At 61.8% G+C, this 22,581-nt stretch carries 24 protein-coding genes; 8 read left to right on the top strand and 16 right to left on the bottom strand.

Going from position 1 to position 22,581, the window contains the following annotated elements; translation table 11 throughout:
• Positions 1 to 49 precede the first annotated feature (49 nt).
• Positions 50 to 871: a tetratricopeptide repeat protein gene (locus tag QN224_RS00335; RefSeq protein ID WP_283975122.1), complete on the top strand. Its 822-nt coding sequence runs from the start codon at positions 50 to 52 to the stop codon at positions 869 to 871.
• 314 nt (positions 872 to 1,185) lie between these two features.
• Here the strand turns inward: QN224_RS00335 and QN224_RS00330 are convergent, their stop codons facing one another.
• From QN224_RS00330 to QN224_RS00285, 10 genes are all read right to left on the bottom strand, one after another.
• Complete coding sequence (locus QN224_RS00330) at positions 1,186 to 2,169, bottom strand: type II secretion system F family protein (RefSeq protein ID WP_173511403.1); 984 nt, start codon at positions 2,167 to 2,169, stop codon at positions 1,186 to 1,188.
• A 16-nt stretch (positions 2,170 to 2,185) separates the two neighbouring features.
• A complete protein-coding gene (locus tag QN224_RS00325) occupies positions 2,186 to 3,196 on the bottom strand; it encodes a type II secretion system F family protein (RefSeq protein WP_283975121.1) in 1,011 nt (336 codons plus the stop codon).
• A 164-nt stretch (positions 3,197 to 3,360) separates the two neighbouring features.
• Positions 3,361 to 4,824, bottom strand: a complete 1,464-nt coding sequence (locus tag QN224_RS00320; protein ID WP_283975120.1) for a CpaF family protein — start codon at positions 4,822 to 4,824, stop codon at positions 3,361 to 3,363.
• Between the two features lie 32 nt (positions 4,825 to 4,856).
• Positions 4,857 to 6,143 (bottom strand): CpaE family protein, encoded by a 1,287-nt coding sequence (locus QN224_RS00315; protein ID WP_173511406.1) that lies wholly within the window; start codon positions 6,141 to 6,143, stop codon positions 4,857 to 4,859.
• A gap of 20 nt (positions 6,144 to 6,163) precedes the next feature.
• Positions 6,164 to 6,859 (bottom strand): CpaD family pilus assembly protein, encoded by a 696-nt coding sequence (locus QN224_RS00310; RefSeq protein WP_283976069.1) that lies wholly within the window; start codon positions 6,857 to 6,859, stop codon positions 6,164 to 6,166.
• A gap of 57 nt (positions 6,860 to 6,916) precedes the next feature.
• On the bottom strand, positions 6,917 to 8,512 hold the full coding sequence (locus QN224_RS00305) for a type II and III secretion system protein family protein (protein WP_283975119.1): 1,596 nt from the start codon (positions 8,510 to 8,512) through the stop codon (positions 6,917 to 6,919).
• A complete protein-coding gene (gene cpaB, locus QN224_RS00300; protein WP_283975118.1) occupies positions 8,484 to 9,296 on the bottom strand; it encodes a Flp pilus assembly protein CpaB in 813 nt (270 codons plus the stop codon). Before cpaB ends, QN224_RS00305 begins: the two co-directional genes overlap by 29 nt.
• 136 nt (positions 9,297 to 9,432) lie before the next feature.
• Entirely contained in the window at positions 9,433 to 9,966 is a 534-nt protein-coding gene (locus tag QN224_RS00295) for a prepilin peptidase (protein ID WP_283975117.1), read from the bottom strand.
• Positions 9,967 to 10,095: 129 nt separating this feature from the next.
• Entirely contained in the window at positions 10,096 to 10,281 is a 186-nt protein-coding gene (locus QN224_RS00290; RefSeq protein ID WP_173511411.1) for a Flp family type IVb pilin, read from the bottom strand.
• Between the two features lie 33 nt (positions 10,282 to 10,314).
• Entirely contained in the window at positions 10,315 to 10,500 is a 186-nt protein-coding gene (locus tag QN224_RS00285; protein ID WP_173511412.1) for a Flp family type IVb pilin, read from the bottom strand.
• Positions 10,501 to 10,816: 316 nt separating this feature from the next.
• On the opposite strand from QN224_RS00285, the gene QN224_RS00280 reads away from it, so the two are divergent.
• From QN224_RS00280 to QN224_RS00250, 7 genes are all read left to right on the top strand, one after another.
• A complete protein-coding gene (locus QN224_RS00280) occupies positions 10,817 to 11,179 on the top strand; it encodes a pilus assembly protein N-terminal domain-containing protein (protein ID WP_283976068.1) in 363 nt (120 codons plus the stop codon).
• 112 nt (positions 11,180 to 11,291) lie between these two features.
• Positions 11,292 to 11,915 carry a pilus assembly protein gene (locus tag QN224_RS00275; protein WP_283975116.1) on the top strand — a complete coding sequence of 208 codons (624 nt, stop codon included), beginning with the start codon at positions 11,292 to 11,294 and terminating at the stop codon, positions 11,913 to 11,915.
• 7 nt (positions 11,916 to 11,922) lie between these two features.
• Positions 11,923 to 12,510 (top strand): pilus assembly protein, encoded by a 588-nt coding sequence (locus QN224_RS00270; RefSeq protein ID WP_283975115.1) that lies wholly within the window; start codon positions 11,923 to 11,925, stop codon positions 12,508 to 12,510.
• Between the two features lie 134 nt (positions 12,511 to 12,644).
• Positions 12,645 to 13,865 carry a phosphopentomutase gene (locus QN224_RS00265; protein ID WP_283975114.1) on the top strand — a complete coding sequence of 407 codons (1,221 nt, stop codon included), beginning with the start codon at positions 12,645 to 12,647 and terminating at the stop codon, positions 13,863 to 13,865.
• Complete coding sequence (locus tag QN224_RS00260) at positions 13,862 to 14,830, top strand: adenosine deaminase (RefSeq protein WP_283975113.1); 969 nt, start codon at positions 13,862 to 13,864, stop codon at positions 14,828 to 14,830. The genes QN224_RS00265 and QN224_RS00260 overlap by 4 nt, the downstream gene beginning before the upstream one ends.
• A gap of 108 nt (positions 14,831 to 14,938) precedes the next feature.
• On the top strand, positions 14,939 to 15,568 hold the full coding sequence (gene upp, locus QN224_RS00255) for a uracil phosphoribosyltransferase (RefSeq protein ID WP_173511417.1): 630 nt from the start codon (positions 14,939 to 14,941) through the stop codon (positions 15,566 to 15,568).
• A 156-nt stretch (positions 15,569 to 15,724) separates the two neighbouring features.
• A complete protein-coding gene (locus QN224_RS00250; RefSeq protein ID WP_283975112.1) occupies positions 15,725 to 16,249 on the top strand; it encodes a TIGR02281 family clan AA aspartic protease in 525 nt (174 codons plus the stop codon).
• Here the strand turns inward: QN224_RS00250 and deoA are convergent.
• The 6 genes from deoA to QN224_RS00220 are packed head-to-tail and all read right to left on the bottom strand — an operon-like array spanning position 16,242 to position 22,400.
• Positions 16,242 to 17,558, bottom strand: coding sequence for a thymidine phosphorylase (gene deoA, locus QN224_RS00245; protein WP_283976067.1), 1,317 nt, complete (start codon positions 17,556 to 17,558; stop codon positions 16,242 to 16,244). The two genes, QN224_RS00250 and deoA, sit on opposite strands and share 8 nt — an antisense overlap.
• Before the next feature lie 8 nt (positions 17,559 to 17,566).
• Positions 17,567 to 18,364, bottom strand: coding sequence for a purine-nucleoside phosphorylase (locus QN224_RS00240; RefSeq protein WP_283975111.1), 798 nt, complete (start codon positions 18,362 to 18,364; stop codon positions 17,567 to 17,569).
• On the bottom strand, positions 18,361 to 18,753 hold the full coding sequence (locus QN224_RS00235; RefSeq protein ID WP_173511420.1) for a cytidine deaminase: 393 nt from the start codon (positions 18,751 to 18,753) through the stop codon (positions 18,361 to 18,363). Before QN224_RS00235 ends, QN224_RS00240 begins: the two co-directional genes overlap by 4 nt.
• A 5-nt stretch (positions 18,754 to 18,758) precedes the next feature.
• Positions 18,759 to 19,730 carry an ABC transporter permease gene (locus QN224_RS00230; RefSeq protein WP_173511421.1) on the bottom strand — a complete coding sequence of 324 codons (972 nt, stop codon included), beginning with the start codon at positions 19,728 to 19,730 and terminating at the stop codon, positions 18,759 to 18,761.
• Positions 19,731 to 19,734: 4 nt separating this feature from the next.
• Complete coding sequence (locus QN224_RS00225) at positions 19,735 to 20,868, bottom strand: ABC transporter permease (RefSeq protein ID WP_283975110.1); 1,134 nt, start codon at positions 20,866 to 20,868, stop codon at positions 19,735 to 19,737.
• The gene (locus QN224_RS00220; protein ID WP_283975109.1) at positions 20,865 to 22,400 is read right to left on the bottom strand and encodes an ABC transporter ATP-binding protein; all 1,536 of its coding nucleotides are present in this window, start codon (positions 22,398 to 22,400) and stop codon (positions 20,865 to 20,867) included. Before QN224_RS00220 ends, QN224_RS00225 begins: the two co-directional genes overlap by 4 nt.
• Positions 22,401 to 22,581 lie beyond the last annotated feature (181 nt).

The following is a 22,581-nucleotide window of genomic DNA, read 5'->3' as shown; positions in this document are numbered from 1 at the left end:
CCGCTGATGTTGGGAGTTCCGGTGCGAACGCATGCTGGGGACACCACTCATGACTGCTCAAGCCATTTGCTCGCCCGTACTCCCTCGTCTGGTTCAGAGTACCGCCGTGGTGCTTGTCGCGCTGTCGCTCGCCGGCTGCGCCGGCCAGCAAAAGAAGGAGCTCACCACCGGCTCGATCCCGACGCTCTCGAAACCCGTACAATCGATGAACGCAACGGAACTGTCGCAGGCTACGGAGAGCATCGGGCAGGCCTATGAGCGCAACCCCAGGGATCGCGAGGCGGGTCTCAACTACGCCAATCTGTTGCGCATGACCGGCCGCAACGAACAGGCGCTCGCCGTGATGCAACAGGTGGCGATCAACCATCCCTCGGATCGCGAGGTTTTGGGTGCCTACGGCAAGGCGCAGGCCGCGGCCGGCCAGCTCGAGCAGGCATTGACGACGATCAGCCGGGCGCAAACGCCGGACCGTCCGGACTGGAAGCTGAAATCCGCGGAGGGCGCGGTTCTCGACCAGCTCGGCCGGTCGTCGGAAGCGCGTCTCAGATACCGCGAGGCCCTGGACCTGCGCCCCAACGAACCGTCCGTGCTCTCCAATCTCGGCATGTCCTACCTGCTGACGAAGGATCTCAGGACCGCCGAAACCTATCTCAAATCGGCCGCCGATCAGGCCGGCGCCGACAGCAGCGTCCGGCAGAACCTCGCCCTCGCCGTCGGCCTCCAGGGACGCTTCCAGGAAGCCGAAGCCATCGCCCGCCAGGAATTGACCGCGGAGCAGGCGGAAGCGAACGTCACCTATCTCAGGTCCATGCTGTCACAGCAAGGCGCCTGGAAGCAGCTTGCCAAAGCCGACGACGCAGACACCAACTAACGCCGGCTATTTTCTTCCAGCCCGGCCGCCGATGCCCCCGTTCTGCCGTCATCCTCGGGCTTGACCCGAGGATCCACGCGCACGTCGCAAGAACTCGAAAAACAGGGCACGCCCGGCCGGATGGACGGCATGCAGGAACAGCGCTTGCGATTGGATCCTCGGGTCAAGCCCGAGGATGACGCATTGGCGGGCGGCGCCCCCTCATCTCGCACGCCCGGCCGGATGGACGGCCAATGCCTCCGCGACCAGGCAGCGTTACAACGACGACAAGCAAGATCTGGAGCGCCGCGCTGACCCCTTGCAACGCGGACTTTCTAAAATTTGTCCGCGACCTGTATCCCTGCCGGGCCGAGAATGACGGCGACGAGGACCGGCAGGAAGAAAAGAATCATCGGCACGGTGAGTTTCGGGGGCAGTGCGGCCGCCTTCTTTTCCGCCGCATTCATGCGCTGGTCGCGGCTTTCCTGTGCCAGCACGCGCAGGGCCTGCGCCACCGGCGTGCCGTAGCGATCGGCCTGGATCAGGGCCTGGGTCACCGACTTCACGTCGTCGATGCCGGTGCGCAGGCCGAGGTTTTCGAGCGCGACGCGCCGGTCCGGCAGGAATGAAAGCTCCGCCGTCGTCAGCACCAGTTCCTCCGCCAGCGGCGGGGATTGCGCCGCGATCTCGTCGGCCACGCGGCGCATGGCAAGTTCCATGGAGACCCCCGATTCGACGCAGATCAGCAGCAGGTCCAGCGCATCGGGCCAGGCGCGGCGGATCGAATGCTGGCGTTTGGAGATCGCATTGACGATGAAGATATTCGGCGCATAGAAGCCGAGATAAGCGAAGCCCACCGCGAACAGCAGCCTGATCATGAGCGGCTTGTCGGCAAAATTGCCCAGGACGAAGATATAGACGACCGCGACGATGAGAAACAGAAACGGCAGGCAGAACCGGGCAAAAAGGAAGGTATTGAGCGCGTTCTGCGATCGATAGCCTGCTGTTTTCAAACGGTTGACGGTGTTGTCGTCGACGAGCGCCTTTTTCAGGTTCAGCCGCTCGACAATCTGGCGCACCGAGGTGTTGTTCTGCGTCCGGAGACTTCCTCTGCCACTGGCCGCTTCCGCATTCAGGCGCGCGCGCTCGCGGGCGCGAATGAGTTCGCGTTCTGTCGCCACCGATTTCATCCGCTTCGTCAGATCGCCCCGCTCGAAGAACGGGATGGCTAGCGAATAGAACGTCGCCAGCACCGCCATCGACACCAGGACGGCTATGATGATGTTCGGATCGGTCAGTGTTTTAACCCAGGCATCCACCGCTAGCGCTCCAACCTCAAATGTCGAAATTGATCATGTTGCGCATCATCCAGATGCCGATGCTCATCCAGACGGCGGAAGCACCCATGATGAGGTGGCCGCGCGGGTCGGTGAAGAGAATTATCATGTAGTCGGGCGACGTGAGATAAACGAGCGTCGCGACGATGAAGGGCAGCGCACCGATAATGCAGGCGGATGCCTTTGCTTCCATGGAGAGCGCGCTGACCTTCGCCTTCATCTTCTTGCGCTCGCGCAACACCTTGGAGAGATTGCCGAGCGCTTCCGAGAGGTTGCCGCCTGCCTGTGCCTGGATGCCGATCACGATGGCGAAGAAATTCACTTCGGGCAGAGGAATGCCCTGCGTCATGCGGGCACAGGCCTCCGGCACGGTGAGGCCGACCTGCTGGGAATCGACCACACGACGGAATTCCGTCTTGACCGGCTCCTGCCCGTCGCTGGCGATCAGCCGCAGCGCGTCGTTGAGGGGAAGGCCGGACTTGATCGAACGGACCATGACATCGAGCGCATTCGGAAATTCCTCAAGGAATTTCTTGCAGCGCCGCTTGATCATGAAGCCGATGATCCAGCGCGGCAGGCCGGCCGCCGCGATCAACGCGATGCCTGCGGCAACAAGCGGCCCGGTGCCGGAAATGAATGCAAGCAGGAAGGCGAAGACGCCGAAGAGAGCGCTGAAAAGATAAAACTGCGTCACCGATATCGAGAGGTTCGCCTGCGCCAGCCGAGTCTTCATCGATGGCGCAGCCTTCGCGGATTTTTCCTGCTGCTTCTTTTCGAGTTCCTTCAAGGAATCCTGAACCGACTTGCGCCGCTTCGACATTTCGTTGACGCGATCGCGCGCCGCTTTGATCTTGGTCCGGTCCGTTTCGGCGGCGCTGACCCGGCGGAAGCGACCTTCCGCCTTCTTCTCGTTCTCGATGCGCGAGAACAGCACACCGTAGGCGAGCGCCGCCGCCGCAACCGCGACGAGGCCGGCCAGTGCCAGAACGGTGATGTCTATGCCGAACATCGTCGAACCTGTTCCTTTGCTTCGGCGGGCACGAAGTCATTCGCGCCTTCGCCTGTCCCGCTCCAGTGCATTTCACCGTTTCATTGAAACAGGGAAATGATCTAACTCTTTGAAACTAAACAATGCCGGACGGAAAACCGTTACAGACTTTTCCTGGCATTGCTCTAGTTCTTTTCCATCGCGTCGAGCGTCGCAGCGAGCCGTTTGTCCTCGTTGAAATAGCGCGCGCGGTCCCAGAAATGCGGCCGCCCGATACCGGTCGAAACATGCCGGCCGATGATCCTGCCATTGGCATCCTCGCCGTCGATCTCGTAGCGCATCAGGTCCTGCGTGATGATCACGTCGCCTTCCATGCCGACCACTTCGGTAACATGCGTGATCCGGCGGGAGCCGTCGCGCAGGCGCGACGCCTGGATGATGACATCGACGGAGCCCGCGATGATTTCCCGAACGGTCTTCGCCGGCAGCGTGTAGCCGCCCATGGCGATCATCGATTCCATGCGGCTCAGGCATTCGCGCGGCGTGTTGGCGTGGATCGTGCCCATCGAGCCGTCGTGGCCGGTGTTCATCGCCTGCAACAGGTCGAAAACCTCCGGGCCGCGCACTTCGCCGACGATGATGCGTTCGGGGCGCATGCGCAGGCAGTTCTTGATGAGATCGCGCATGGTGATCTCGCCCTCGCCCTCGATGTTCGGCGGGCGGGTTTCGAGGCGAACCACATGCGGTTGCTGCAGTTGCAGTTCGGCCGAATCCTCGCAGGTGATGACCCGTTCGTCGCTGTCGATATAGCGGGTGAGGCAGTTGAGCAGCGTCGTCTTGCCCGAACCGGTACCACCGGAAATGACGATGTTGCAGCGGACGCGGCCGATGATCTGCAGGAGCACGGCGCCCTCCGGCGTGATCGATCCGAAACGCACCAATTGTTCCAGCGTCAGCTTGTCTTTCTTGAACTTGCGGATCGTGAGCGCCGTGCCGTCGATCGCGAGCGGCGGGGCGATGACGTTCACGCGCGATCCATCGGGCAGGCGCGCGTCGCAGATCGGGCTCGATTCATCGACGCGCCGGCCCACCTGGCTGACGATGCGCTGGCAGATGGACAACAGTTGCGCGTTGTCGCGAAAGCGGATTTCCGATTCCTGCACCTTGCCGCCGACTTCGATGAATGTCTGGCCGGCGCCATTGACCATGATGTCGGCGATATCGTCACGCGCAAGCAGCGGCTCCAGCGGCCCGTATCCAAGCACGTCATTGCAAATGTCGTCGAGCAGTTCCTCCTGCTCCGCGATCGACATCGCGAAATTCTTGATGGTGATGATATCGTTGACGATATCGCGAATTTCCTCGCGCGCGCTCTCGGTGTCGAGCTTGGAGAGCTGCGAGAGATCGATCGTGTCGATCAGCGCGGAAAAGACCTGCGATTTGGTGTCGTAATAATCCTCGGCCCGGGGCGCGCGGCGGCGTGCCGGCGGAGCCGCGGGTTGCGGACGGACCGGGGCGACAACGGGTTCGGCAAGAACGGGTGCCACCGGTCGCTCCGCAGCAGTCGGCTGTGCGGCCGGCATGGGCGGAACCATAGGGCTCATCGCGCCAGCCTTGCCAAAACCTTCATTTCCGCGTTTGCCAAACATCACTTCAATCCGGTTGCTTCATTGGACGACGCCTACCGCCCGCGGAGCCGGGCGAGCGCCTTGCCGAGCCCCCCCTTGCGCGCTTTCTTGATGGTCGCGCGTCCGGTCAGCAGATGCGCGAGCTGCGAGAAGGTTTCGGCGGCGGGAGACTTCCTGTCGATTTCTGCGATCATGCGTCCGCTGTTGGAGGCGTTGCCGAAGAGTACCGCATCGAACGGGATAATGGCGGCCGCCTCCAGCTCGAGCGACTCGCAGAACTCGTTGGGCGCGATTTCCGGCCGCTTGGGCATGCCCACCTGGTTCAGGATGAGGTGCGGCGCCCTGTCGTTCGGGCGAATTTTCTTCAGCGCGTCGAAGAGGTTCTTCGTGTTTCTGAGGCTGGCCAGATCCGGAACGGCCGTCACCACCACCTCGTCGGCCTCGGCCAGAACCGAACGGGTCCAGTCGGACCAGACATGCGGCACGTCGAGGACAGAAACGGGCGCGCTGCGCTGGAGGATTTCGAGGATCGGATGGAAGGCGCCGGCTTCGAAATCATAAGCGCGGTCGAGCATCGAGGGTGCTGCGAGCAGCGACAAATGCTCGGAACATTTCGTCAGAAGACGGTCGAGGAAGACCTCATCCAGCCTGTCCGGCGCAAAGACCGCTTCCGAAATGCCCTGCGGAGGGTCCTGGTCGAAATCGATGTTCGCCGTGCCGTAGGGCAGGTCGAGGTCGGCGAGAATGGTCTCCGTCGAAAACAGATTGGAAATGCCCCAGGCGCAATTGTGGGCGATCACAGACGATCCGCAACCGCCCTTCGCGCCGATGAAGGCAAGGCTTCGACCCAGAGGCTCGGCGTCCGGATCGACGAAGATCGCCGAAACCGCCGTCAGGACATCCGCCATCGACACCGGTGCGACCATGTATTCGGAAATGCCGTTGCGGATCAGATCGCGGTAGAGGGCAATGTCGTTGTAGCGGCCAATGATGACGACCTTGGTGCTCGGATCGCAGACTTCCGCCAGCGGCGCGAGTTCTGCAAGCAGCGAGCGCGGCTCCGTGCTGGTTTCGAGGATGATCAGGTTCGGGGTCGATACGCTGGCGAACATGTTGGCGGCAGCGGCAATGCTGCCGCCCGTGATCCGAAGGCTGACCTTGGCCATGCGGCGATCCTGACCGCAGCGCTCCATGAGGCGCTGCACGGCGTCACTCTCGCAAAACGCATGAATCGAAATGCGCGGCAGCGGCCTCAACTGATCGAGATCGCTCGGGCGCGCGGCGTCGACGGAAAGGTCGGCCGCTCCGCCGCTGTCGATATTGTATTCAATGGCGCTCATCGCTTTTCCCTGGGGGTCCATCAATTGAAGATGACCGTCGTGCCGCCGTTATCCGTCTCCGTGCCGCGCCACGTATTGATCACTTCGCCACGTTGCTCAGCGTCGATCGGCGACATCTGGCGCGGACCGATGAGATCCGTCGGATTGGCGATCTGGGCGGCGAGATTGGATTGCGTGGCGCAGCCGAAATTGTAGTAGTTGCGGTTTTGCAGCGTATTGAGCGTCAGATCCTCGGGCCACTCGCCGCAGGGAGCCGTCTGCGCTGCAATCGCGACGTAGCTCAGGCGGATCGGTGCCGCGTCGCCTGTTGCCCCAGCTTCGTAGCTGGTTTCGATTATCCGTTTCGCCGGCACGCCGACCGCCGCCAACTGACGGCGTATATCCTTACGGACGGCATGGGCGGCATGGCTGTTGGCCGATCCGCGCGGCAGCATGATCTGGATGATGCCGGTCGAAGCGTGGCGGTATTCCGCGGCAAATCCGCGGATGACGTCGCGGGTCCCTTGCGGCAGCCGCGTGTCTCCCGAGGCGACGGGAATATCGATCGTGCGCTCCGCCTCGGCAATGACGATCGGATGCCGTGTGCGATAATCGTCCGGGATTGCACCGGTCGCGAGCTTGTCCTTCGTGCCGCAGCTTGCAAGCAGCCCGACAACGATGGCGAGCGTTACCGCAGACGTTGAGCGGGCGAGAAAACGGCTTCGGTCGAGGGACATCCAGGTCTGCCTTTCAGGACTGTTCTGCGCTGCGCTTCGGTTTTTCATGACCCCGACCTATTTGTAGATGAAGCCGACATTGCCGTGATAACGACCGACAGGTGCCGCCACCTCCGGGCGTCCATAGATCCGGTTGACGCGACCGAGGAAGAAGCTCTCGAGATCGTTGGCCGGGTTGAAGTTGTCGTCGGGACGCGAAATCGCACTACGGGCGACGGGACGTACTAGATAAGGTGTGGCGATGATCACGAGCTCTGTCTCGTTGCGCACGAAATCCTTGCTTCTAAACAGAGTCCCTAGAATCGGGATCTTCGACGCGGCAGGCAGGCCCGACATTGCTTGACGGATGTTATCCTGGACGAGGCCAGCTATGACGATCGACCCGCCCGACGGCAGTTCGACACTGGTCGAGGCTTCGCGGCGGCGAATGCCGAGAAAGGTTTGACCCGGGATGTCGGTGAGCTTGTCGCCACTTACAAACGCACCCTCAAAGGTCGGCTCGGATACTTCCGTCTCAACCGCGAGGCTTATGCGACCGGGACCGAGAACAACGGGCTTGAAGTTCAGCCGGATACCGTACTCGACGTCCGTAACCTCGCGCTCGACGGTCGTCTTTGGCCTTCCGGTATCCTCGTCTATTTCCCTTGAGGTCTCCTGGCCACTGGCAAGACGGAAGTCGCCACCGACGTAGAATTTGGCCTCCTGACCGGAAATTGCCGTCAGGCTCGGCTCGGCCAGCGTGCGCATGACGCCCGCTTGTTCCATCGCGTTGACGTAGGTTTCAATGATGGTACTGCCGATCGTCTTGCCAATGGTGGCCGTCGGGTCGATGCCGATGGCACTGCCGAGATTAGCTGGATTGCGGAAGTCAATCGAACCCCAACTGCCGACTCCGGCAGTATTGAACCCCAGCTGCTTCAACACTTGCCGACTGACCTCGGCAACGGTGACCTTCAAGGTTACCTGGTCCTCGCCCTCGATCGTCAGCAGATTGACGATCTGCGAGGTTTGACGATCCTCGGCGAAAATATCGGCGTCGCCGTTGTTGCCCTGGGCGGTGATGTTGCGGGTCGTCGCCTCGCCGCCTTTCAGGAAGGCACGCGCCAGGTCGACGGCCTTGGTGGAGTCGAGCGGCGTGCGCACGGTACCGGTGAGGACGACGTTGTCAGAGATGATTTCGACCTTGATGTCCGCATCGGGAATGAAGCGCCGCAAGTTCGTTTCGAGGCCGGCAACATCGCGCTCGACCGCGACCTCGAGACTGACGATTTCCTCGCCATTCGGACCGAAGACGAAAATATTCGTCTGGCCGACAGCCTTGCCGAACAGATAGATACGCCGGGAGGTGCGGGTGACGGCGTCAGCAAGCGACGGATCGGCCACCAGAATGTCATGGGCATCCATCGGGAGATCGACGACGACGGCCTTGTTGAGGCCGAGACTGATGGTTTTCTTGACGCCCGGACCGCTGGTTGCGATTCTTACGACAGACGACGCGGCCGCCTCAGCCGCGGGCACTGCCGGCAGCGCCAGGCCCGAGAACGTCAGGCAGAACGACAGACCGGCTGCGATCGACGTCCGAAATATGTTTCCGTTCCGCTTCACCTTGCGCCCCAATCGATCTTCATTTCTGGTTCTGGACGACGGCAGCATCGCTCTTGACGATGGAGCCCGACTTGATGACCTGAATGCTCGGCTGACCGTCGCCGCTCAAAAGGTAGTCCGCAGCGTTCGTATCGGCTTCCTGCGCATCGGCGACGCTGCGAAGCGCCAGCGAAATGCGCTCGGCCATCTGCTGCGCAACGGTCATGACCTTGGATTGATCCGGCGTCAGTTCGAGCGTGGCGGTCGTGCCGACGACCGATTTCGAACCGTCTTCATTCTCCTCCACCTGCTGATCGATCGCCAGCACGCGGACATTGCTCAGCACGGTCTCGGTCAGGTAGATGTCGTCGCCTTCGGATTTGCGGACCATGATGACGTCGACGCGATCGTTCGGCAGGATGAAGCCGCCGGCGCCTGTCGCAACGGTGATTTCCGTCGCGACGGCCCGTTTGCCGGCGGGCAGCAGCGACGACATGATGCGGCTTGACGAGTCGGCGATTTTTTCCTGGCGGACCGGCTCACCGGTAAAGATCGGCAGGCGCACGACCGCACCGGAGAGGTCTTCGACCGCACCCGGTCGGTTTTCTTCCGTAATCAGTCCATCGACGATGCCATCCTTCGGCCAGGCCATCCAATGGATCGAGTCGGCTGCGAGCCGCGAGCCGACCGGCAGGCTTTTGCTGGCAACGAGCACGTTGACGGTTGGCGCCTGTTCGATGAGGGGTTCTGCCATCTGCGGCGCGGGACCACGGGTCAGCTTCATCGCAAGCAGCCCGGCCATGGCAGCCGAGGTCACGGCCACCGCCAGAATGATGATGCGCACCGGTTTCATGATCGTCCCCAAGCCCCAAGAAATGCCCCTTGGTGAGATTGATCAGGAATTGGTGTAATTATGGTTAACGAGCCGGATACGGACGTGGTTAACGAATACTTGAGAGGGCCGGTTTAACTGGCGGCAAGCCACATCCTCACGACAGCTGCGCGAACATGGTCCGCATCAGCGGCGATGAAGGGTAGGCCGCAAAGCCGCCGAGGGCGATGGCGATGCCGTAGGGAATCTTCTTGGCGGTGAAAAGCAGGTGCGGAACCGGCAGGCCGGTCGCCAGGATCGTGTTCTCCTGCTTGCGCAGAAACAGAACGACGAGCGTGAACGCGCCACCAAAAATGGATACATAAAGAAGAAACGTAGCGAGCGAGGCGTCGAGGCCGAACCAGACGGCACTGGCGGTTAAAAGCTTGGCATCGCCTCCCCCCATGACATTCGTCGCGAAGAGGCAGAAACATACAGTGAATACCGCTGCTGCCGCAGCAAGGTGCAGGCCGATCCCGACGAGGTCAAATCCCGCAAGTGGCGCGACAACGATGAAGGCGCCCAGCAGGACCGCGGACACGCGGTTGGGAATCGTCATCGTGAAAAGGTCCGAAACCGCGGCGAAGGCCAGGCAAAGCGGGAAGATTACAAAAACTGCAGCCTCGGTCACGTTTCCTAGCTCCTCGACCATTGGTGAAACGCCTGAAATTACCCGGTTGTCGCAGAAGTCCGTTGCTCTTCATTTTGCAACGAGCATTCCGGAAAACGAAGAGCCGCCCTTGTCGGGGCGGCTCCGTTCTCGAATCCGTCGAATCCGGGATTAAAGCTTGCCCGAGGTGCTCGTCGAGATCTTGGTGCCCAGCCCGGTGAACGTATTGTCGAGCGAGGTGCCGAGCGACGTGGCGCCGGCGATCAGGGCTACAGAGATAAGGGCTGCAATCAGGCCGTATTCGATGGCCGTTGCGCCGGACTCGTCCCTCAGCAGGCGCGCGAAAATCGTCTTCATGATGATTCTCCCTGTTTATGAAAAGGCCGCTGCTTAGAGCTTGCCGGTGGTGCTCGTCGAAAGCTTGGTGCCGAGCTTGTCGAAGGTCGTGTTGAGGGTGTTGCCCAGCGTGCCGGCGCCGGCGATCAGGGCGACGGAGATCAGGGCTGCGATCAGGCCGTATTCAATAGCCGTTGCACCGGATTCGTCCTTCAGCAGGCGTGCGAAAATCGTCTTCATGGTGATTCTCCTACTTCACGTGTTTGTTGTTCAGCACTTCCGCCAACTGTTTGCCGTTGATCGGATGCCCTGAAATTAGCGGGGGCTAATTGCCATCGGCTTAAGGAAACCGGTTATCGTGAAGTTAAGCTGCCATCCCGTTTTCTTGGGTAAATGCTCAAGAAGGGGACGCCTTAAATTGCCCCGCATCTGCGTAACGTTTCATTCACCAAAAGAAGCGAAGATGCGCCGGATAGCGTCATCAGGAAGCTCCATGAACACGTCCCTACCGCTGAAGCGGATCGTTACGCTCACATTTGCAGGCGCTGCCCTCCTCATGGTCACCGTGCCGGTCGCGGCGCGCGCTGAGGACAACATGATGCGCGTCTATATGGATCACGCGCGCGTGCTGAAGCTCGACCGACCGGTGAGCAAGGTAATCATCGGTAACTCCGAAGTTGCCGATGCCACGGTCGCGGACGCAAAGACGATCGTCCTGACGGGGCGCAACTTCGGGACGACCAATCTCGTCATTCTCGACCAGGATGGAAATGCCATTGTCGACGAACGCATTCTGGTGTCGATCGACGAAGGCAATACGGTGCGTGTCTACAAGCAGACCTCGCGTACGGTCCTTTCCTGCACGCCCAATTGCGAGCGTCATGCCGAACGCCAGGCATCGGCGGCAAGCACAAACTAGCGCGACGGAAAAGAATTCAAGATCGCTAAAATTCTTCCGGTTGTCGCAAACGAAATTTCAACAATCCCGCTTTATTTTTCGCCGATCTGACGTTGCATGACGGAACGGCGCAATGGCGACTGAGCGAAAGACATCTTTGCGGAACCGCGTGCCCCGCGGCCTGTTTCGTCGCTTTTGCGGGGACCGGAAGGGCGCAACCGCGATCGAGTTCGCGCTGCTGGCCCTCCCGTTCTTCGTGATCGTCTTCGCGTCGATCGAAACGTTCGTCGCCTTTGCCGGCGAACAACTGCTCGCCAACGCGACGGATACGCTGGCGCGAAAGATCCGCACCGGTGAGATCACCTTCGAGGACAGCAGCAAGCCCGGTTACATGACCGAGACGGAATTCCGCCAGGCTTTTTGCGAGGAGATCGCTATCCTCATGCCCTGCTCGGCGACCGAGGCGGCGGAGCGCGACAAGCTCTACATCGATGTCCGCAACATTACCGACCTCACGCAGTTTCCGCCCGCGGTTCCAAGGATCGGTTCTTCCTCATCCTCCGATCTCGACACCAGTGGCTTCAAATTCGCGCCGGGAGGCACCGGCGCTTTTACGATGGTGCGCGCCTACTACCGATGGGAGGTCATTACCGATCTGGTCCGGCCCTATGTGACGGACCTGCGCCCCGCCGGCAGCAGCATGCCTCGCGATTTCCTGATGATAGCAACTGCCACGTTCCGCAACGAAAGTTACTGAGGACGCCATGAGACGCTTGCATGGATTTTCGTTTGCCCGGCGCGTCTCGGCATCGCTGTCAGCGCTCATTCGCGACCGGCGCGGTGTCGGCGGCGTGGAGTTTGCGATCGTCGCGCCCTTGCTGATCATGCTCTATATCGGATCCTTCGAGATCTCCCTCGGCTTCACCGTGGCCCGCAAGGTTGCGCGCGCATCGAGCGCCGTCTCGGACATCGTCTCGCAGCAGACGGACGTCAATAAGACCCTGCTGGACAACATGAAGAATGTCGCGCTGAGCATCATGGCGCCGTACAACAGCACGGGCTACACGCTGAAGATCACGGGCATACAGGTCACCGGCACGACCAGCGGAAAGGTCGTATGGTCACGCGACCAGAACGGCGCAACGCCCTATGCCGTCGACTCCATCGCCACCGTCCCCGCCGAACTCGACGCCGTGAACGCCTTCGTGGTGCGTACGGAACTCGTCGTCCCGCATGATCTCCTGCTCTTTGCGCCGGGGCTCGAAAACAGCACGTTGAAGACGATCGATCTTTCCAAGACGTCCTACTATCGCCAGCGCTTTGGCGAGACGATCAAGTGCACGGACTGCTGACGGTATCCTAACTCCTTCAATTGCAATGCGCGCCTTGCCGCGCTATTCCTCCCGGATTGCGCGGGATCGCTCTCGCACAGCAGGCAGCACCGGATCGCGGTTCTTCACGACGCATCCGGATAACCGGGTGTTCCATGGCGCGTGCATTCCTCTTCGTCCTCGACTCCTTCGGCATCGGCAATGCGCCGGATGCGGAGGCCTTTGGCGATCTCGGGGCTGACACGCTCGGCCATATCGCCGAATTTTGCGCTGCCGGCGCGGGCGATCGCGCGGGTTTACGCGAAGGGCCGCTGCAACTGCCGAACATGTCCGCCCTCGGGCTGATGCATGCCGCGAAGCTCGCTACCGGGCGTCTGCCGGCCGGCATGCCGCTGCCGGAGCGGGTCTACGGCGTCTACGGCGCCGCCAGCGAAACCTCGCGCGGCAAGGACACCCCGTCCGGCCATTGGGAGATTGCCGGAACGCCGGTGATGTTCGACTGGGGCTATTTCCCTTCTGAGGGAGATGCGTTTCCCGCCGAGCTCGTCGAGGCGATCTGCCGCGAGGGCAATATCCCCGGCATCCTCGGCAATTGTCATGCATCCGGCACCGATATCATCGCCCGACATGGCGAGGAGCATATGCGGAGCGGAAAACCGATCTGCTACACCTCCTCCGATTCCGTCTTCCAGATCGCCGCGCATGAACAGGGCTTCGGGCTCGATCGCCTGCTGGAGCTTTGCCAGGTGGTCCGCCGGCTCGTCGACGACTACAATATCGGCCGCGTCATTGCCCGCCCGTTCGTCGGCGACGATCCGCAGAATTTCACCCGCACCGGCAACCGCCGCGACTACTCGGTGTTGCCGCCGGAACCGACGGTTCTCGACCGACTGAAAGAGGCCGGCCGCGGCGTGCATGCCGTCGGCAAGATCGGCGATATCTTCGCCCATCAGGGCGTGACGAAGCTCACCAAGGCCAATGGAAACATGGCGCTCTTCGACGCGAGCCTCGCGGCGATCGAAGAGGCCGAGGACGGCGATCTTGTTTTCACCAATTTCGTCGACTTCGACATGCTATACGGTCATCGCCGCGACGTGCCGGGCTATGCCGCGGCGCTGGAAGCCTTCGATGCACGCCTGCCGGACCTCGACCGGCGCCTCAAACCCGGTGATATCGTCATCCTGACCGCCGATCACGGCTGCGACCCGACCTGGCGGGGGACTGACCACACGCGCGAACGCGTGCCGGTGCTGATGTTCGGCCCGTCCTTGCGGAGCCGCTCCTTTGGCGTCGCCGACACTTTCGCGCATATCGGCGAGACGGTCGCCAGACATCTCGGTATCGCCCCCGGTCCCCACGGGAGAAGCCTCATTTGACCCTTCATCTGAAAAAGGCCGAACTGCATTGCCACATCGAGGGCGCGGCGCCGCCGGAACTCGCGTTGCGACAAGCCAGGAAATACGGGATCGACACCAGCGGCATCATCCGCGACAAGGCCTATGTCTGGGACGATTTCACCAGTTTCCTGAAGTGCTACGACAGCGTCGCGTCGTTGTTTCGGACTGAAGGAGACTATGCGCTTCTCGCCGAGGCCTATCTGACGGAGCTCGCCGAAGCGGGCACGATCTACAGCGAGATCATCGTTTCGCCGGATCACGGCAATTCCGTCGGCCTCGGCGCCGACGCCTACATCGAAGGTCTTGCCGCCGGCATGGACGCGGCGAAGGCGAAGACCGGCATCGAATCGCGCATGCTGATCACCGGCATCCGCCATCTCGGACCGGAGGCAGTCATCAGAACCGCAGAATATGCGGCCAGGCTGCGCCATCCGCTTGTCACCGGCTTCAACCTGGCGGGCGAAGAACGGATGCACAGCGTAGCCGAATTTTCCCGCGCCTTCGATATCGTCCGCGACGCGGACCTCGGGCTTACGATCCACGCCGGCGAACTTTCCGGCGCCTTCAGCGTGCGCGACGCCCTGGATCACGTGCGGCCATCGCGGATCAGCCATGGTGTGCGGGCGATCGAGGACGCGGACCTCGTAAAACGGCTCGCGGACGAGGGCGTCGTTCTGGAAGTCTGCCCCGGCTCCAATATTTCGCTGCAAGTCTTCCCCGACTTCGCCTCGCATCCTCTCAAGGCGCTGCACGCAGCCGGCGTGCGCGTCACGCTCAACTCCGACGATCCGCCCTTCTTCCACACGTCGCTGGCGCAGGAATACGAAATCGCCTCTCATGCCATGGGTTTCGAGGACAGTGAGATAAACGGGATGACGAGAACCGCGATCGAGGCTGCCTTCGTCGACGAGTCGACAAGGCAGAGGCTGCTGGCCGCGATCTGACACGCCCGTGCGGGGGTAAGGTCGGCCCGAGCGCTGCAACACCCTTGCAGCTTCGCCCCTTTCCATGGAAAAGAGGGCGGATATCGAAATTTTGCGGGAAGGTGAGCCATGGACGGCGTTACAGTGATCGATCATCCGCTTGTGCAGCACAAGCTGACCATCATGCGTAAGAAGGAAACGTCGACTGCAGGCTTTCGCCGGCTGCTTCGCGAGATCTCGACGCTGCTCTGCTATGAGGTGACGCGCGACCTCGAACTCACACTGGAGCGGATCGAGACGCCGTTGCAGGAGGTCGATGCGCCCGTTCTCGAGGGCAAGAAGCTTGTCTTTGCCTCGATCCTGCGCGCCGGCAACGGGCTGCTCGAAGGCATGCTCGAGCTGGTGCCTTCGGCGCGCGTCGCACATATCGGCGTCTACCGCGACCACGAGACGCTGCAGCCGGTGGAGTATTATTTCAAGGCGCCGGAAAGCCTGTCGGAGCGTCTGGTCATCGTCGTCGACCCGATGCTTGCGACCGGCAATTCCTCGATTGCGGCGATCGACAAGCTTAAGGAGCGCGGCGCGAGGAACATCCGCTTCCTCTGCCTGCTTGCGGCACCGGAAGGCATCCGCAATTTTCAAGGCGTGCATCCCGATGTGCCGATCTTTACCGCCTCGATCGACAGCCACCTCAACGAAAAGGGCTACATCATGCCCGGCCTGGGTGACGCCGGTGATCGCATGTACGGCACCAAATAGTTTTCTTTTCTTAACCACATCATTAAGCTATGCGCGGCCGCCGGATTTCCCGGCGGCTTTTTTGCGTCCCGTTAGCGATCGGCTGTTCATATAGCTCGCGTGTGGTTCCTTGCATGCGCAAAAACGCGGGTCCGCACGAAAGCGGGAGCCTGCGCAATGATCACACGTCTGCTTGCCATTGTCGGCGGCCTCACCCTCGTCGCGCTGGTCGTTCCCGATCTCGCCTCCAGCTACCTCGAACGGCAGAACGAGACAACGACGGAGGGCGTTCCGCGTGCCGCGCCCGTTACCGCCGCTAAATATGCGAGCGGCAAAAGCATCGTTCTCGAAGCGGATGCCGCCGGTCATTTCTTCGGCACGTTTCGCATCAATGGGCGCTCGGAGAGGGGTCTTGTCGATACGGGCGCGAGCACGATTGCGATCAACGTGTCAGCCGCGCGTCGCTTCGGCATTTCCGTCGGCAGCCTCGCGTTCAATGCGCGAGCGCAGACCGCCAACGGCATTGTCGAGGCGGCCTATGTCCGTCTGGATCGCGTCGAGATTGGTGGCATCGCGCTCAAGGGTGTCGACGCCATGGTCCTGCCCGACAAGGCACTTTCCGGCATGCTCGTCGGCATGAGTTTCTTGAGCCGGCTATCGTCCTACCGTGCCGAGAACGGCGCCCTCTATCTCGTCAGGTGATGCGGGCGACGATGACCGGACGCGGATCCGGCCTCTGGTCCTCGATCGTATAGAGCGCAGCCACCTTTTTCCTGATGTCTTCGGCCGTGTCCCGATCGGTGGCATGAACGAATGCGATCGGCTCGCCCTTGCTCACCTTCGTTTCAAGCGGGCGAAAACCGGAGAGACCGACGCTATGGTCGATCCTGTCGTCCGGACGGATCCGTCCGCCGCCGAGTGCAATAACCGCCATGCCCAGTTCACGCGTCTCGCAAGCCGCAAGATAGCCATCCCGGCTCGCCTCCACGGCCACCACGACCGGCGCTTTTTGCAGATAGGCCTGCGGCCGGTCGACAAAATCGGCCGGCCCTCCGAGGCGATGGACCATGCGGCCGAAACGCTCCATCGCGGCGCCGCCGTCAACGGCTTGGCGCGCCATCGCTTCCCCTTGCTTCGAATCGGCCGCCAGTCGGCCGGCGACAAGCATTTCCGCCGCAAAGGCCATGACCACGGCGTCAAGGCGCGTGCCTTTCTTCTCGCCACGCAGATAGGCAAGGCAGTTGTCGATTTCGAGCGCGTTGCCGGCGGCATCCGCGAGCGGCTCGTTCATGTCGGTGATCAGCGCCGACGTGCGGACGCCGGCACCGTTGGCAACCTCCACGAGCGAGCGCGCAAGGATCTCCGTCTCGTCCGGGTCGGTCAGGAACGAACCGTTGCCGAACTTCACATCGAGCACGAGCGATTGGAGCCCGGCTGCAAGCTTCTTCGAGAGGATGGAGGCGGTGATCAGCGGCACCGAATCGACGGTCGCCGTCACGTCGCGAATGGCGTAGAGGCGTTTATCGGCTGGTGCAAGGTTCGCCGTCTGGCCGATAATCGCGCAACCGACCTCATCGACAACTTTTCGAAAGAGCGCCGGGGCAGGCTGGATGTCGTAACCCGGAATGGCTTCGAGCTTGTCCAGCGTGCCGCCGGTATGACCGAGGCCCCTTCCGGAAATCATCGGCACCGCGGCACCGCAGGCGGAAACGATCGGCGCCAGCATCAGCGAAACATTGTCGCCGACGCCGCCCGTCGAATGCTTGTCGACGATCGGGCGCTCCATGGCACTCCAGCTGAGCGTGTCGCCGGAATCGCGCATCGCCAGCGTCAATGCCACGCATTCGTCGCGGCTCATGCCGGAAAACCAGACGGCCATCGCAAAGGCGGCGACCTGGCCTTCCGAGATGGAACCGTCGGCAATGCCTTTGACGAAGCCGGCGATCTCGGCTGCATCGAGTTGGCCGCCGTCCCTCTTCTGTCGGATCACTTCCTGTGGGAGCATGGTCAGACCGCCGTTCAGGCTTCGCTCGCGATCATCTCTTTGAGGATTGCCGCCAGCCGCTTGCCGCCGACAGGCGCCATATCCTTCGTCTCGTGATGGCTGAGCTCGGCGCCGGTCATGCCCGCGCCGAAGTTGGTGATGACGGAGGCAGCGGCAACCCGCAATCCGAAAAAGCGCGCGAGGATGACCTCGGGAACCGTGGACATGCCGACGGCGTCGGCCCCGAGAATGCGCGCCATCCTGATTTCGGCCGGCGTCTCGAAGCTCGGACCCGAGAACCACATGTAAACGCCACTCTGCAGCGGAATGCCGAGCCGGGCCGCAGCCTTTTGCATCCGTTCGGAAAGCTCCGCGTCATAGGCATTCGTCATGCCGACGAAACGATCGTCAGTTTCGACGCCGATCAGCGGGTTCAGGCCGGAGAAGCCGATGTGATCGGCAATGCGCATCACCGAGCCCGGCGGCATGTCTTCCCGCAGCGATCCGGCCGAATTGGTCAGGATGAGACTTTCGACGCCGAGCTGTTTCAGCATTCCGATCGGCACACGCATCGCATTGGCGTCGCCGCGCTCGTAAAAATGCATGCGGCCGGAGAGCATCGCAACGGGCACGCCGCCAAGCCTGCCCGCCACAAGTTCGCCGGCATGGCCGGAAACGCTGCTCAAGGGAAAGCCCGGGATCTCCGCATAGGGCACGCGGATCGGTTCCGTCACCGCCTCGACCAGGGCACCCAGCCCGGAGCCGAGCACAATTCCGTAGCGCGGGGAAAGCCCGCCGAGTTTCGTCTTCAGGAATTCCGCGGCGTCACTCATCCGAGGATCTCTGTCTCGAAGCTGTGCGGAAGAAGATCCGAGAGCGCCAGGGTTTTCTTCACGCCCGTCTCGTCGCAGAGATAGATGCGCGTGCTTGCGCCGGAGAACTCCGCCAGCCGCTGGCGACAGCCGCCGCAAGGCGGGCAGAGCGCAAGCTTCTCGGCGATAACCGCAACTTCCATGATCTTGCGCTGACCGGCCATGACCATGTGGCTGATCGCCGTCGTCTCGGCGCACCAGCCTTCCGGGAACGACAGGTTTTCGATATTCGCGCCGGTATAGATCTTGCCGTCCTCCGCGCGAATGGCGGCGCCCACCGGGAACTTGGAATAGGGCGCATGCGCCTTTGCCATGGCATCACGCGCGGCGACGAACAGATCGTTCTCCATCATGGTTAGCGCTCCTTCACGTATGGTACGCCACCCGCCTTGGGCGGAATGGCCTTGCCGATGAAGCCGGCAAGCAGGATGACCGTCAGAATATATGGCAGAGCCTGCATCAGTTGCACCGGAACCTGGCCGACGAGCGGCAGCGGCGTGCCCTGCAAACGTATGGCGAGGGCATCTAGGAAGCCGAAGAGCAGGCAGGCAAGCATGACATTCTTCGGCCGCCATTTGGCGAAGATGAGGGCGGCAAGCGCAATATAACCCTTGCCCGCCGTCATGCCTTTGACGAAGCCCGCCGTCATCGCCAGCGAGAGATAAGCGCCGGCAAAGCCGCAGAGAATGCCGCAGCAGATGACCGCGCGATAGCGCAGCCAGATCACCGAGATACCGGCGGTGTCGACGGCGCCCGGGTTCTCGCCGACGGCGCGCAGCCTCAGGCCGAAGCGGGTGCGATAGAGGATCCACCAGCTTATCGGCACCATGGCGAAGGCAAGGTAAGTGAGCAGGAAGTGTCCGGAAAGCAGGTCCGCATAGATCGGCCCGAGGATCGGCACCTCGCGGATCGCGTCGGCGCCGGGGAAATTGACGATCTGGAACCTTGCGCCTTCGGCCAGTGCCGGTGTGCGGCCGCCCTGACGGAACCAGGCTTCGCCAAGGATGACGGTGGAGCCGGCGACGATGAAGTTGATTGCAACACCCGAGACGATCTGGTTGCCGCGCTGGGTGATCGAGGCATAGCCGTGGACGAGCGACAGCAGTATCGAAACGAGGATCGCGGCGATGAGGCCGACCCAGACCGACTGGGTCACGGCGGCGACGGCGCCAGCGGCGAAAGCGGCACCCAGCATCTTGCCTTCGAGGCCGATATCGAAGACGCCGGCCCGCTCGGTGAAGAGCCCGGCGAGCGCAGCAAAGACCAGCGGAACGGAAACGCGGATCGTCGATTCCAGGAGCACGACGAGGACGTGGAAGAAATCCATGGCATCAAGCTCCCTTGGTCTGCGCCACGGCGGCCGCGCGCCGGCCCTGCATGGCAAAGGCGCGCGTGATCGCAGGCCGGAACATGTTTTCGAGCGCGCCGGCAAACAGGATGACGAGGCCCTGGATGATGACGATCATGTCGCGCGAGATCGACGGCATCTCGAAGGCGATTTCCGCCCCGCCCTGATAGAGCACGCCGAAAAGGATCGCGGCGGGGATGATCCCGCCCGGATGCGAACGCCCCATCAGCGCGACGGCGATGCCGACAAAGCCTGCGCCCTGGACGAAATCGAGCTGCATGCGGAACTGCTCACCCATGATCGGGTTCAGCGCCATCATGCCGGCAAGTCCACCGGAGATCATCATGGCGATGACGGTGATCCGGCTTTCGCGAATGCCGGCATAGCGGGCGGCCGACGGGCTGTGACCCATGGTCCGCATCTCGTAGCCGAGCTTCGTACGCCAGATCAGCACCCAGACGGCAAAAGCCGCAGCCAGCGCCAGCAGGAAGGAAATGTTGAACGGCGCCGTGCCAATGTTCAATCCGAAGAAGGACAGCAACCAGTCGAGTTTCGGCAGTTGCCCGCCTTCGGCGAAGGTGCGCGTTTGCGGCGCCATCGATCCGAGCGGCTTCAAAACCCGCGTCAGCAGATAGACCATCAGACTCGAAGCGATGAAGTTGAACATGATGGTGGTGATGACGATGTGGCTTCCGCGCTTCGCCTGTAGCCATCCGGGCAGGAACGCCCAGAGCGCGCCGAAGAAAGCCGATCCGATGATCGCGAGCGGGAAGACCACGTACCAGGGCATGGTCTGGTCGAGCCATAGGCAGGCAAGCGCTACGCCGATGCCGCCGACATAGGCCTGTCCTTCCCCGCCGATATTGAAGAGCCCGCAGTGGAACGCAACGGCGACGGCAAGGCCGGTAAAGATGAAGGTCGTCGCATAGTAAAGCGTGAAGCCGATATATTCGCCGCGACCGAAGGCGCCATTGATCAGGTGATAGGCGGCCTCGAACGGATTTTCACCGACGAGCAGAACGACCAGTCCGGCGACGACGAAGGCGACGGCAAGATTGATCAGCGGGACCAGACCGTATTCGGCCCAGCCCGGAAGCTTTGCGTAAGGGGTGCTCATTCTGCGGCCTCCTTGCGGCCTTCGACGCCGGCCATCAAGAGACCGAGTTCGCCTTCGGTCGCATCGGGGCTGCGCTCACCGACGACACGTCCGGCAAACATCACGAGGATGCGGTCGGAAAGCGCGCGGATCTCGTCGAGTTCGACGGAGACGAGCAGGACGGCCTTGCCCTGGTCGCGCATCTCTATGATCCGCTTGTGAATGAATTCGATGGCGCCGACGTCGACGCCGCGGGTGGGCTGGCCAATGATCAGCACGTCCGGCCCACGCTCCATTTCCCGCGCAAGCACGATCTTCTGCTGATTGCCGCCGGAAAAATTGGCCGTCTTCAGCCGCGCGTTCGGTGGACGGATGTCGTATTTGGCGATCTTTTCCTCAGCATCCTTCCGGATCGCGTCGATGTTCAGGAAGATGCCGTTGAGATAGCGCGGGTCATGATGGTAGCCGAGGATCGCGTTTTCGCTCTCTTCGAATTTCAGCACGAGCCCGACATGATGCCGATCTTCCGGCACATGCGCGAGCCCTCGAGCTCGGAGTGCTGCGGGATCCCTATGGCCCGTTACATCGACGGACTCGCCGTTCAGAAGCACCGTTCCCGTCGCTGCCTTGCGGATTCCGGCGATCGCTTCGAGCAGTTCCGACTGGCCATTGCCGGCGACGCCGGCGATGCCGACGATCTCGCCAGCCCGGACGTCGAAAGAGACGTTGTCGACCATGGTCACGCCGCGGCTGTCCTTGACCGTCAGGCCCTGAACCGAGAGCTTCACATCGCCGGGCGTGCCCTCCCCCTTCTGGACGCGCAGCAGCACGCGGCGGCCCACCATGAGTTCCGCGAGTTCTTCCACCGACGTCTCGCTCGTCGTGCGGGTTGCGACCATTTCGCCGCGGCGCATCACGGAAACCTCGTCCGTGATCGCCATGATCTCGCGAAGCTTGTGCGTGATGAGGATGATCGTTTTCCCCTGGTCCTTCAGCTGTTCGAGAATGCGGAAGAGATGATCAGCTTCGGCCGGCGTCAGCACGCCGGTCGGCTCGTCGAGGATCAGGATGTCGGCCTTGCGATAGAGCGCCTTCAGGATTTCAACGCGCTGCTGGAGACCGACCGGCAGTTCCTCGATCAGCGCATCGGGATTGACCTCGAGCGCATATTCCTTCTCGAGCCGCCTGAGCTCGACGCGTGCCTTCGCGATGCCCTTGTTGAGGATCTGGCTGTCTTCGGCGCCGAGCATGACGTTTTCGAGCACGGTGAAGTTCTCGACCAGCATGAAATGTTGGTGCACCATGCCGATGCCGGCGGCGATTGCCGCATTCGGGTCGCGGATCGTGACGGGCCGCCCGTCGACGATGATCTCACCACTATCGGCCTGATAGAAGCCGTAGAGGATCGACATCAAGGTCGATTTGCCGGCGCCGTTCTCACCGATGATGCCGTGGATGGTGCCTTTGCGAACCTTGAGGTTGATATTCTTATTGGCGTGGACGGGGCCGAAACTCTTGTCGATCCCACGCAATTCGATGGCAATATTATCCATATTGGCCCTGCGATCCCCAATCTTGCCCGCTTCGGTTTTCTCTACAAACCGTGCCGGCAATTTTTTTACCATTTGGTATAGGTTTATCATCGATTTTCGGGCGCGAAAGCCCTCAATCGCGATCTCCTTATACTCTCCCCGGATCGCTGGTGAGAGTCCAGCGGGAATATACACAGCCAGA

This window comes from Sinorhizobium sp. 7-81 (genome assembly GCF_030124405.1).
GTDB lineage: Bacteria > Pseudomonadota > Alphaproteobacteria > Rhizobiales > Rhizobiaceae > Sinorhizobium > Sinorhizobium psoraleae.
The sequence above is the reverse complement of the archived record's forward strand: the minus strand, read 5'-3'. Positions and strand labels throughout refer to the sequence as shown.

Excerpts from the sequence above, each read along its gene's own strand:
- QN224_RS00335 (WP_283975122.1), top strand. The coding sequence starts at position 50 with ATGACTGCTCAAGCCATTTGCTCGCCCGTACTCCCTCGTCTGGTTCAG.
- QN224_RS00325 (WP_283975121.1), bottom strand. The coding sequence starts at position 3,196 with ATGTTCGGCATAGACATCACCGTTCTGGCACTGGCCGGCCTCGTCGCG.
- QN224_RS00320 (WP_283975120.1), bottom strand. The coding sequence starts at position 4,824 with ATGTTTGGCAAACGCGGAAATGAAGGTTTTGGCAAGGCTGGCGCGATG.
- QN224_RS00315 (WP_173511406.1), bottom strand. The coding sequence starts at position 6,143 with ATGAGCGCCATTGAATACAATATCGACAGCGGCGGAGCGGCCGACCTT.
- QN224_RS00310 (WP_283976069.1), bottom strand. The coding sequence starts at position 6,859 with ATGTCCCTCGACCGAAGCCGTTTTCTCGCCCGCTCAACGTCTGCGGTA.
- QN224_RS00305 (WP_283975119.1), bottom strand. The coding sequence starts at position 8,512 with ATGCTGCCGTCGTCCAGAACCAGAAATGAAGATCGATTGGGGCGCAAG.
- cpaB (WP_283975118.1), bottom strand. The coding sequence starts at position 9,296 with ATGAAACCGGTGCGCATCATCATTCTGGCGGTGGCCGTGACCTCGGCT.
- QN224_RS00295 (WP_283975117.1), bottom strand. The coding sequence starts at position 9,966 with ATGGTCGAGGAGCTAGGAAACGTGACCGAGGCTGCAGTTTTTGTAATC.
- QN224_RS00290 (WP_173511411.1), bottom strand. The coding sequence starts at position 10,281 with ATGAAGACGATTTTCGCGCGCCTGCTGAGGGACGAGTCCGGCGCAACG.
- QN224_RS00285 (WP_173511412.1), bottom strand. The coding sequence starts at position 10,500 with ATGAAGACGATTTTCGCACGCCTGCTGAAGGACGAATCCGGTGCAACG.
- QN224_RS00280 (WP_283976068.1), top strand. The coding sequence starts at position 10,817 with ATGGTCACCGTGCCGGTCGCGGCGCGCGCTGAGGACAACATGATGCGC.
- QN224_RS00275 (WP_283975116.1), top strand. The coding sequence starts at position 11,292 with ATGGCGACTGAGCGAAAGACATCTTTGCGGAACCGCGTGCCCCGCGGC.
- QN224_RS00270 (WP_283975115.1), top strand. The coding sequence starts at position 11,923 with ATGAGACGCTTGCATGGATTTTCGTTTGCCCGGCGCGTCTCGGCATCG.
- QN224_RS00265 (WP_283975114.1), top strand. The coding sequence starts at position 12,645 with ATGGCGCGTGCATTCCTCTTCGTCCTCGACTCCTTCGGCATCGGCAAT.
- upp (WP_173511417.1), top strand. The coding sequence starts at position 14,939 with ATGGACGGCGTTACAGTGATCGATCATCCGCTTGTGCAGCACAAGCTG.
- QN224_RS00250 (WP_283975112.1), top strand. The coding sequence starts at position 15,725 with ATGATCACACGTCTGCTTGCCATTGTCGGCGGCCTCACCCTCGTCGCG.
- QN224_RS00240 (WP_283975111.1), bottom strand. The coding sequence starts at position 18,364 with ATGAGTGACGCCGCGGAATTCCTGAAGACGAAACTCGGCGGGCTTTCC.
- QN224_RS00235 (WP_173511420.1), bottom strand. The coding sequence starts at position 18,753 with ATGGAGAACGATCTGTTCGTCGCCGCGCGTGATGCCATGGCAAAGGCG.
- QN224_RS00230 (WP_173511421.1), bottom strand. The coding sequence starts at position 19,730 with ATGGATTTCTTCCACGTCCTCGTCGTGCTCCTGGAATCGACGATCCGC.
- QN224_RS00225 (WP_283975110.1), bottom strand. The coding sequence starts at position 20,868 with ATGAGCACCCCTTACGCAAAGCTTCCGGGCTGGGCCGAATACGGTCTG.
- QN224_RS00220 (WP_283975109.1), bottom strand. The coding sequence starts at position 22,400 with ATGGATAATATTGCCATCGAATTGCGTGGGATCGACAAGAGTTTCGGC.